We start from the raw sequence: 7,913 nt of genomic DNA on the forward strand, positions 1-7,913 counted from the left end.
ACAAATTTCATAGATGCCAGTAAAGAGCTTTGCAAAATCAATCCATATATTAAGAATTATATCGGCACAAAAGGGAAACTTATATAGGGAATACTCTACTAAAATATGAACTTTTCTATCATTTTTACTAATTCTCAATTTAAAGCGATTACAATTTCAAAAATTTGTTTGGTGGGTATTTATTCCTGCTCATGAAACTTTTTTCCTCGACAAATCGTAAAATAATAAAGAAAGTAGGTGAGCATTTCCAATGAAGAAAAAAATATCGTTAACCTTACTTGTCGCTATGTTCATATTCCTTTTTCTCCCCAAAACAGGATTAGCTGTTGATTATTCGATTACGTCTGTCAACATTGATGCATTTTTACAAGAGAATGGAAATGTCAATGTTGAAGAGATCCACACATATTCTTTTGATGGTGATTTCAACGGCATTACAAGGGAGATTTTCCCGAAAAATGGCACAAAGATTACGGAATTTAAAGCTACAGAGAACGGAAAAACTTTAAAAGTTGAAAAAGATGACAACTTGTATAAAGTCCATCGCAAAGGTGCAAATGAAACGATTACGATCGCCATTACTTATACGATTGCGAATGGGGTCAATGTCTATACAGACGTGGCGGAGTTCTATTGGCCATTCTTTGATGACCGGAATGAATCAACGTATGAAAAAATGTTGATTACGATTCATCCTCCGGCAGCAACAGACGACGTGATTGCCTTTGGATACGATCAAGCATTTGAGCGAGAAGTCATTCAACAAGAAGGCCCCGTTCTATTTCAATTAGGCGAAGTGCCAGATGGTGAAAATGGTGACATTCGCGTCGCTTATCCAGCCTCTCTCTTCCCTAGTGCGAATGTTACCGCCGATAAAGCGATGAAAGGTGAAATTCTAAAAGCACAAACAGAACTATATGAAGAAGCAGCGGCAAGAGCCAAAATGCAAGAATCACTTCATAGCGCTTCACTCTATGTAGTCATTGCTTCGCTCCTTTTTCTAGTGTTATTTGTTCTCATCTCCGGACTGCGCGCACGTGGAAAAAAGATCGATGTCGAGCGTAAAATGCAGCAAGCATTTTTCATACCGAAAGAAACATTAAGTTTACCTGCTATGATTTATTTTACAAAAGGACATATTCCAACAGAAGCAATTTCTGCAGCCCTTCTTGACTTAGTCAGAAAAGGCTTTGTAACGAAAACAGAGGAAAGTTTCCAGCTTGTAAAAGTGAAGCCAGCGAACCAGCATGAAGAAATTCTTATGAATTTCCTCTTTTATGAAGTGGGCTCTCATGGTGAATTCCAGTTTGAAGACTTACAAAAGTACACGAAAAATAAATTAAATCATGGAAAATATCAAACGAAAATGCAAGAATGGCAAAAAGCTGTTCAGATGGAAGTGAAGACTCAGCCATTGTATGAAAAAAGAGGAAAACTGCGCTGGACTTTTGCTATTTTGGGCATTCTTCAATTAGCCTATAGCTTTTTAACACTTGGGTACGAATTATTTGGCTGGTTTTTTGCCTTCATATTGTTAAGCGGGGTATATATTGTCCTTGCCATAACATACAGGCCAAAGACATGGAACGGATTGATGATCAAACACGAATGGCAACGAATGAAAGAGCACTTGCCAAAAATATCAATGAAAACGTGGGAAAACTTATCTGGCGATGAACAAATGCGTTCATATATTTATGGAGTTGGGATAAATGACAAAAAAATAATCGAGACCAATCAGAAATTCATCCAAGCATTCAAACGTCCGAACACAAGCCTTAATTCCAATTATGACGTTGATCCTTATGGGGCGAATATTCATTCCCTCTTGCTTATCGGACCACTCGCATCCTCTAACTTTCACTCTGCCCATAAAACAACGAGTGAATCAACGACAAGCAGTAGCTCGTCGATGTCTAGCGGTGGCGGGGTTGGAGGTGGTGGTGGCGGTTCTGGCGCCTTCTAAGACGCAAATAAGAAGGTGTCCCAGAAGCTTAGCTTTTTGGGCACCTCTTCTTATGTAAATAGTTGATTTCCACTTCAGACGGCGCTTTCCGCGGGCGGGACCAAGCCGCTTTTCCCCGCAGGAGTCGCCACCGTTCCAATCAACAATATGCACATAGGATATAAGAAAATCTCCCACTTTTGGCATAACTAAGTCACCATAACCTACTAAACCATAAAAAGGCGATTTTCTCATATACAAGAATTATCCTACGACTTGCCAACTAGTTCTACCAATGGTTATCGAAGCCCTCATTTCAGGTCAACACCTCACCAGACTGGTTAATTTAGCAGTAGAAAATGAATCCGACTCTACTTACTTCTCTACAAAAAGGCGATGGACGGCCGCCTTACCACTCTAAAATATTCTTTAAGCGTACTGGAATCAGATTTACTCTTCTCATCAAATCGAAAAGCAATTAGGTGAAAACATCTACTTCATATGGATTTCAGGAAATCAAAAACCTGATTTTCAAACCATCAGTCATATAGAATCTACTGTAGAAAAAGACATGGGGTATAAAACAAAAAAAGGGGAATTCCCCTTTTCACCATAAAATAACCAAATATACTTAAAACTTTCATAAAAGAAAAAGCTGATGTCAAAAAGTCGTTTCCTAACGACCTTTTGACTCAGCCTATTTTTCACATTTTTAACGAATCGTTTTTAATGCACGGCTCCAAGTTGTTACTTGGTCAAGCATTAAATTAATGTTCTCACCATGAATATCTTGTGGCTTGAAAACAGAAAAGTTTTCAAAATCTGTAAACAGAGATAAAGTTGGATGCGTACGGACATCCGCAACCATTAATTCTCCTAAAATTCCGCGTAAATGCTCTGCTGCACGTGCTCCCCCAGTGGAACCGTAGCTCACGATCCCTGCTGCCTTATTGTTCCATGCTTCACGTGCTAAGTCGATGGCATTTTTTAAAGCTCCTGTAATACTGTGATTATATTCTTGTACGATAAAAACAAAGCCATCTAAGCTATCAAGCTTTTCATTCCAAGCAGCAATTCCAGGTGCATCTCCTTCACCTAGGAAAGGGAGTTTGTAATCGGCGATATCTACGATTTCATAGTTTGCATCTCCTCGCTGATCAGCGATACCTTTCACCCATTCTCCTACTTGTGGGCTTACACGTCCATCACGCGTGCTGCCTAAAATAATCCCTATGTTTAACTTTTCTGACAATTCAATCTTCCTCCTTATTTAGGCATTAACATACCCCTATATGGACTCCAATACCCTATTTACACTTCATGATATACCTGAATCCTGTGATAAAAATACCAATTGCCCTATCTCCTGTCAATTATCCTGCCTCAGGTGGATAAAAAATCAGAAGAAACAAATGATAAAGAAAAAGGAATAGGAGGACAAAGCTTTGAAATCAGCTCGTATATTTTTTTCATTATTATTATGCCTTCTTTTAGCTAGTTGTGGAAATCAAAATAACGCTGACAGTGACGAAGGCAACTTATTGGCTGAAGTAAAAGACGGAGGCAAGCTGCGAATTGGAACAGAAGGGACGTACCCCCCATTCAGCTTCCATAATGAAACAGGGGAATTAACTGGTTTTGATGTAGAAATCGCACGGGAAGCAGCAAAAAGAATTGGAGTTGAAGCAGAATTTTTGGAAACGCAATGGGACGCCATGTTTGCTGGATTGGATTCGAAGCGCTTTGATATGGTCGCCAACCAAGTCGGTATCAGGGAAGATCGCCTCGAAAAATACGACTTTTCCGATCCATACATCACCTCATCCGCCGTTCTCGTAGTGCCGACGGATAATGAATTTATTCAAAGTTTTGAAAACATCGAAGGATTAAAATCAGCCCAATCTTTAACGAGCAATTACGCTAATATTGCGAAACAATATGGTGCTGAAATCGTTGGCGTTGAGGGATTTAATCAAGCAATCGAATTATTAAACTCCGGTCGAGTTAATGTCACGATTAATGATAAATTAACAGTTCTTGACTTCTTAAAGCAGCGGCCAGATGCGAAAGTGAAAATTGCCGCTACAAGCGAAGATGCATCAAAGAGCGGCTTCATGTTTAGAAAAGGGAGCGACACGCTTGTCGATGAAGTAAACAAAGCTTTGCAAGAGATGATCGCTGATGGCACTTACTTAAAAATATCAGAAAAATGGTTTGGCGAAAATGTACTTAAATAACATTGTCGCAGACCAAGAAAGAATAACAAAGCTTGTCGATATTGCCCAAAACTCTCTCCTGCCATTATTGGAAGGAGCTATTTTGTATACGATCCCCTTAACGCTTTCTACTTTTACGCTTGGGCTTATTTTAGCAGTCTTAACTGCGTTAGCAAGAATTTCCGGAATAAAAATATTGCAAATTATGGCGAGAATCTATGTCTCGGCAATTCGTGGAACACCCTTATTAGTTCAGCTTTTCATTATCTTTTACGGACTGCCTACAATCGGAGTGATTATCGCTCCCCTTCCTTCGGCGATAATTGGCTTCTCTTTAAATATTGGTGCCTACGCATCCGAAATCATACGTGCCGCCATATTATCCATTCCAAAAGGACAATGGGAAGCAGCCTACTCAATTGGCATGTCCTATTCACAAGCAATGCGAAGAGTTGTTCTCCCGCAAGCAGCTCGCGTTTCAGTCCCACCTTTGTCGAATACATTCATTAGCTTAATAAAGGATACTTCACTTGCTTCTCTTATTTTAGTAACTGAAATGTTTAGAAGAGCCCAGGAAATTGCTGCCACCAATTATGAATTCTTACTATTGTACAGCGAAGCCGCTCTTCTCTACTGGATTATTTGCTTTATTCTCTCAATTGGACAAGGACGGTTGGAGACTCGACTCGATCGATATACAGCAAAATAGATAGTGTCAAAAGTTCTATGAAAACTACTTAGATATTTAGGTTCTCTTCCATTTATTAGGTGGAAAGGCCACGCAATTGCTCTTGACAAACACGCCAATGGTTTGTGTGTGAGGTAACAAGGGTCAAGGGGACAAATAGAAGACATACCCAAATAGCCCTTGGTTATTTCCATTTTAAACGATTGGCAAGTTCGGTTTGTCAAGAGTTTGCTCCGCCGATTGCTGAACAGCTCAAAAACTCAAGGGATCTGCTAAACAAAAAGTGAGGCAGACCTTTGTTGGGTAATCCATTGTTGAGCGAACCCAATGAGTTTTGTCAATCGAGCTGGCATCGTTGGCAAGTCTGATAACTCTGGGTGAACAACAGGTACTTTCCCTTCTAGGGATGCATGAGGACAAAGAAAGTTAAAATAGGCCACAAACAAGGTGACGTAAGAAACAGATCCTTGTGATGATCCAAAGCCTTGTGCAGAGCGATAATGGCCCTTGAATGTCCGATTTAGTCTTTCGATAATCTGTTTTAAATGCCTATAATCAGTCAGAACCGGGTCCTCATTTATCAATCCAACGACTTGCTTTACATCAAACCGAATACCGGGCTAGGCGAAAAAGTGTGGAGCCAGAAGGTAGATGGGATTTCCATCTACTACGTAGTTAAGGTCCTCCGGAATCTCTTTCAAGGGGTTCATGAGGACAGAGAAAGTTGAAAAAAGCGAACCTTGTCCTCATAGGGGGTTCACGAGGACAAAGAAAAGCTGAAAAAAAGCGAACCTTGTCCTTATAGAGAGTTCATGAGGACAAAGAACGCTGAAATAAAGCAAAGTGTGTCCTCATAAAGGGTTCATGAGGACAAAGAACGCTGAAAATAAGCGAACCTTGTCCTTATAGAGAGTTCATGAGGACAAAGAACGCCAAAAATAAGCAAAGCGTGTCCTCATAGAGGGTTCATGAGGACAAAGAACGCTGAAAATAAACAAAGTCTGTCCCCATGAAAGGTTCATACGGACAAAGAACGTCAAAAATAAACAAACTTTGTCCTCATAAAGGGTTCATAAGGACAAAGAACGCTGAAAATAAACAAAGTCTGTCCCCATGAAAGGTTCATACGGACAAAGAACGTCAAAAATAAACAAACTTTGTCCTCATAAAGGGTTCATAAGGACAAAGAACGCTGAAAAAAAGCGAACCTTGTCCTTATAGAGGGTTCATGGGGACAAAGAATAGCCAGAATAAAGCAACCTTGTCCTTATATTTTGAGACTCTTATTTTTGCGTTTCTATGTCTCCGAACGGGTTTCAATGGTTTGCTCCGTGAGAAGTAGTTGGTAATCAAGTTTTTCAGGGACGGCAATGACGGAAAGTTCGTCCACCTGAGGCTTTTGAAAAGGTTTATTTACGGGCGTTTCTACGAGTTTATCGAACATACTCTTCCCCACAAGAAGAGGAAGCAATGTTCGAATGATTTGTTCTTAACAGTTTATAAAAGTTAATAGATAGTTAGTTGAGGGTACAACTTGTCACTTCCTATTTTAGGGATTTTGATGTCGTGTGGTAACCTCATCCAACCTTAAAATTCAGAGGGTGGCAATTTTTTTGCTTACAAAGCCCTCTAACTAGGTCATTTATAACCTATTGCTTATAAAAGTTTTGACAATACAGCAAAATAAGGGAGAGGATAAAAATGATTTCCATCAATGGCTTGACGAAAAATTTCGGAGAATTAGAGGTCCTTAAAGGCATTAATCTTCATGTCGAGAAAGGGCGTGTTGTCGTCGTAATTGGCCCTTCCGGTTCTGGAAAAACGACGCTATTAAGGTGCTTGAATATATTAGAGGTCCCCACTTCAGGAGTCGTCTCAATCGGGGAACAAACTTTAGATTTTTCTGGCCGCGTCGCAAACAAGCATATCGCTGCATTCAGAAGGCAAACCGGGATGGTTTTTCAGGGCTATAATCTCTTCCCCCATAAGACGGCTCTCGAAAATGTTATGGAAGGGCCATTAACTGTCAAAAAAGAAACGAAGAAGGCTGCACGGACCAAAGCAGCATCTCTCCTAAACAAGGTCGGCCTTGGCGACAAAATGGATGTCTACCCTTATCAGCTTTCCGGAGGACAGCAGCAGCGGGTAGGCATCGCCAGAGCGTTAGCAATGGAACCTAATGTCATGCTCTTTGACGAACCAACTTCCGCCCTCGACCCTGAATTAGTCGGAGAAGTGCTAAAAGTCATGAAGGACTTAGCAAAAGAGGGAATGACAATGATGGTTGTCACCCACGAAATGCGCTTCGCCAAAGAAGTGGCCGATGAAGTCATTTTCATGGAAGACGGAATCGTTGTTGAAAAAGGCGCTCCTGCCACTTTATTTTCAAATCCTCAGCAAGTGCGAACACGGCAATTTTTGCGAATGATACAATAAAAACAGCGATAGAACTCCGAGTTATGTCTCTTGTCTCCACTCTGAACAAATCAGCCGCAATGCTCCAACAAGTAAATAGCCCGCTGCCTTCCCACTTATCGAGTATGGAATAAACATACTCGATTTTATTTCCCCAAAACTGAGGAAACTTATGTTAAAATCATTGAAATGCAATATATGAGGTGTTCTTCATATGATTGAAAAAGCGATTTTCTTAGATCCATCTTAACGTATAATATCTGCGTTTTGCAGGCAGGTCCTATATGTGTATATTTTCTTTACAGCTCTGCCACAGACAATTGATAAGGAATAACCTTTATTATCTGAACCACTTCATCAAAATACATAAGTTACTTTTTCATTTTTAGTGTTTTTAAGGGAATCGCAAGGCTAAAAAAAGATACTGTTCAAATGACAACAAAGATTGTAGATCTAAAAGAGGATTAGAAAAACACATCAAACTGCAGAACAAGCACTTTGGAAAATAAACACTCATTCTAAATAACAAAAAGGAGCATTCCTGTTAGAAAGATTTTCGGGGACTTGAACAAAAAAGAGCCCTCTTGGTATGATATGGGGTGTCAAATCTGCAGAATTGACCCCTAACTTAGTTAACCAAGGAGGACTC

Annotated in this window: 5 protein-coding genes and 2 pseudogenes; 5 read left to right on the forward strand and 2 right to left on the reverse strand. The window is 40.0% G+C overall.

Annotation, left to right across the window (positions count from 1 at the left end):
* The first annotated feature begins 250 nt into the window (after window positions 1-250).
* Window positions 251-1,966: a DUF2207 domain-containing protein gene (locus FCJ93_RS18815; protein ID WP_137744392.1), complete on the forward strand. Its 1,716-nt coding sequence runs from the start codon at window positions 251-253 to the stop codon at window positions 1,964-1,966.
* A 424-nt stretch (window positions 1,967-2,390) separates the two neighbouring features.
* A pseudogene (locus FCJ93_RS25700) lies at window positions 2,391-2,561 on the forward strand (transposase); the annotation flags it as partial.
* Between the two features lie 96 nt (window positions 2,562-2,657).
* Here FCJ93_RS25700 and FCJ93_RS18825 read toward each other — a convergent pair.
* The gene (locus FCJ93_RS18825) at window positions 2,658-3,197 is read right to left on the reverse strand and encodes an NADPH-dependent FMN reductase (protein WP_170943592.1); all 540 of its coding nucleotides are present in this window, start codon (window positions 3,195-3,197) and stop codon (window positions 2,658-2,660) included.
* Window positions 3,198-3,390: 193 nt separating this feature from the next.
* Here FCJ93_RS18825 and FCJ93_RS18830 point away from each other — a divergent pair, with 193 nt between their 5' ends.
* Both FCJ93_RS18830 and FCJ93_RS18835 read left to right on the forward strand, forming a co-directional pair.
* Window positions 3,391-4,182 (forward strand): amino acid ABC transporter substrate-binding protein, encoded by a 792-nt coding sequence (locus FCJ93_RS18830; protein WP_137744393.1) that lies wholly within the window; start codon window positions 3,391-3,393, stop codon window positions 4,180-4,182.
* Window positions 4,169-4,870, forward strand: coding sequence for an amino acid ABC transporter permease (locus FCJ93_RS18835; protein WP_095310492.1), 702 nt, complete (start codon window positions 4,169-4,171; stop codon window positions 4,868-4,870). The genes FCJ93_RS18830 and FCJ93_RS18835 overlap by 14 nt, the downstream gene beginning before the upstream one ends.
* Window positions 4,871-5,121: 251 nt before the next feature.
* Here the strand turns inward: FCJ93_RS18835 and FCJ93_RS25515 are convergent.
* Window positions 5,122-5,550, reverse strand: a pseudogene (locus tag FCJ93_RS25515) (DDE-type integrase/transposase/recombinase); the annotation flags it as partial.
* A 1,000-nt stretch (window positions 5,551-6,550) separates the two neighbouring features.
* Here FCJ93_RS25515 and FCJ93_RS18850 point away from each other — a divergent pair.
* A complete protein-coding gene (locus tag FCJ93_RS18850; protein ID WP_095310517.1) occupies window positions 6,551-7,285 on the forward strand; it encodes an amino acid ABC transporter ATP-binding protein in 735 nt (244 codons plus the stop codon).
* The last annotated feature ends 628 nt before the right edge of the window (window positions 7,286-7,913 follow it).

Source organism: Robertmurraya siralis (genome assembly GCF_005502275.1).
Taxonomy (GTDB): domain Bacteria; phylum Bacillota; class Bacilli; order Bacillales; family Cytobacillaceae; genus Robertmurraya; species Robertmurraya siralis.

What these genes read in the sequence shown, in the direction of transcription:
- FCJ93_RS18815 (WP_137744392.1), top strand. Translation starts at nt 251, where the DNA reads ATGAAGAAAAAAATATCGTTAACCTTACTTGTCGCTATGTTCATATTC.
- FCJ93_RS18835 (WP_095310492.1), top strand. Translation starts at nt 4,169, where the DNA reads ATGTACTTAAATAACATTGTCGCAGACCAAGAAAGAATAACAAAGCTT.
- FCJ93_RS18850 (WP_095310517.1), top strand. Translation starts at nt 6,551, where the DNA reads ATGATTTCCATCAATGGCTTGACGAAAAATTTCGGAGAATTAGAGGTC.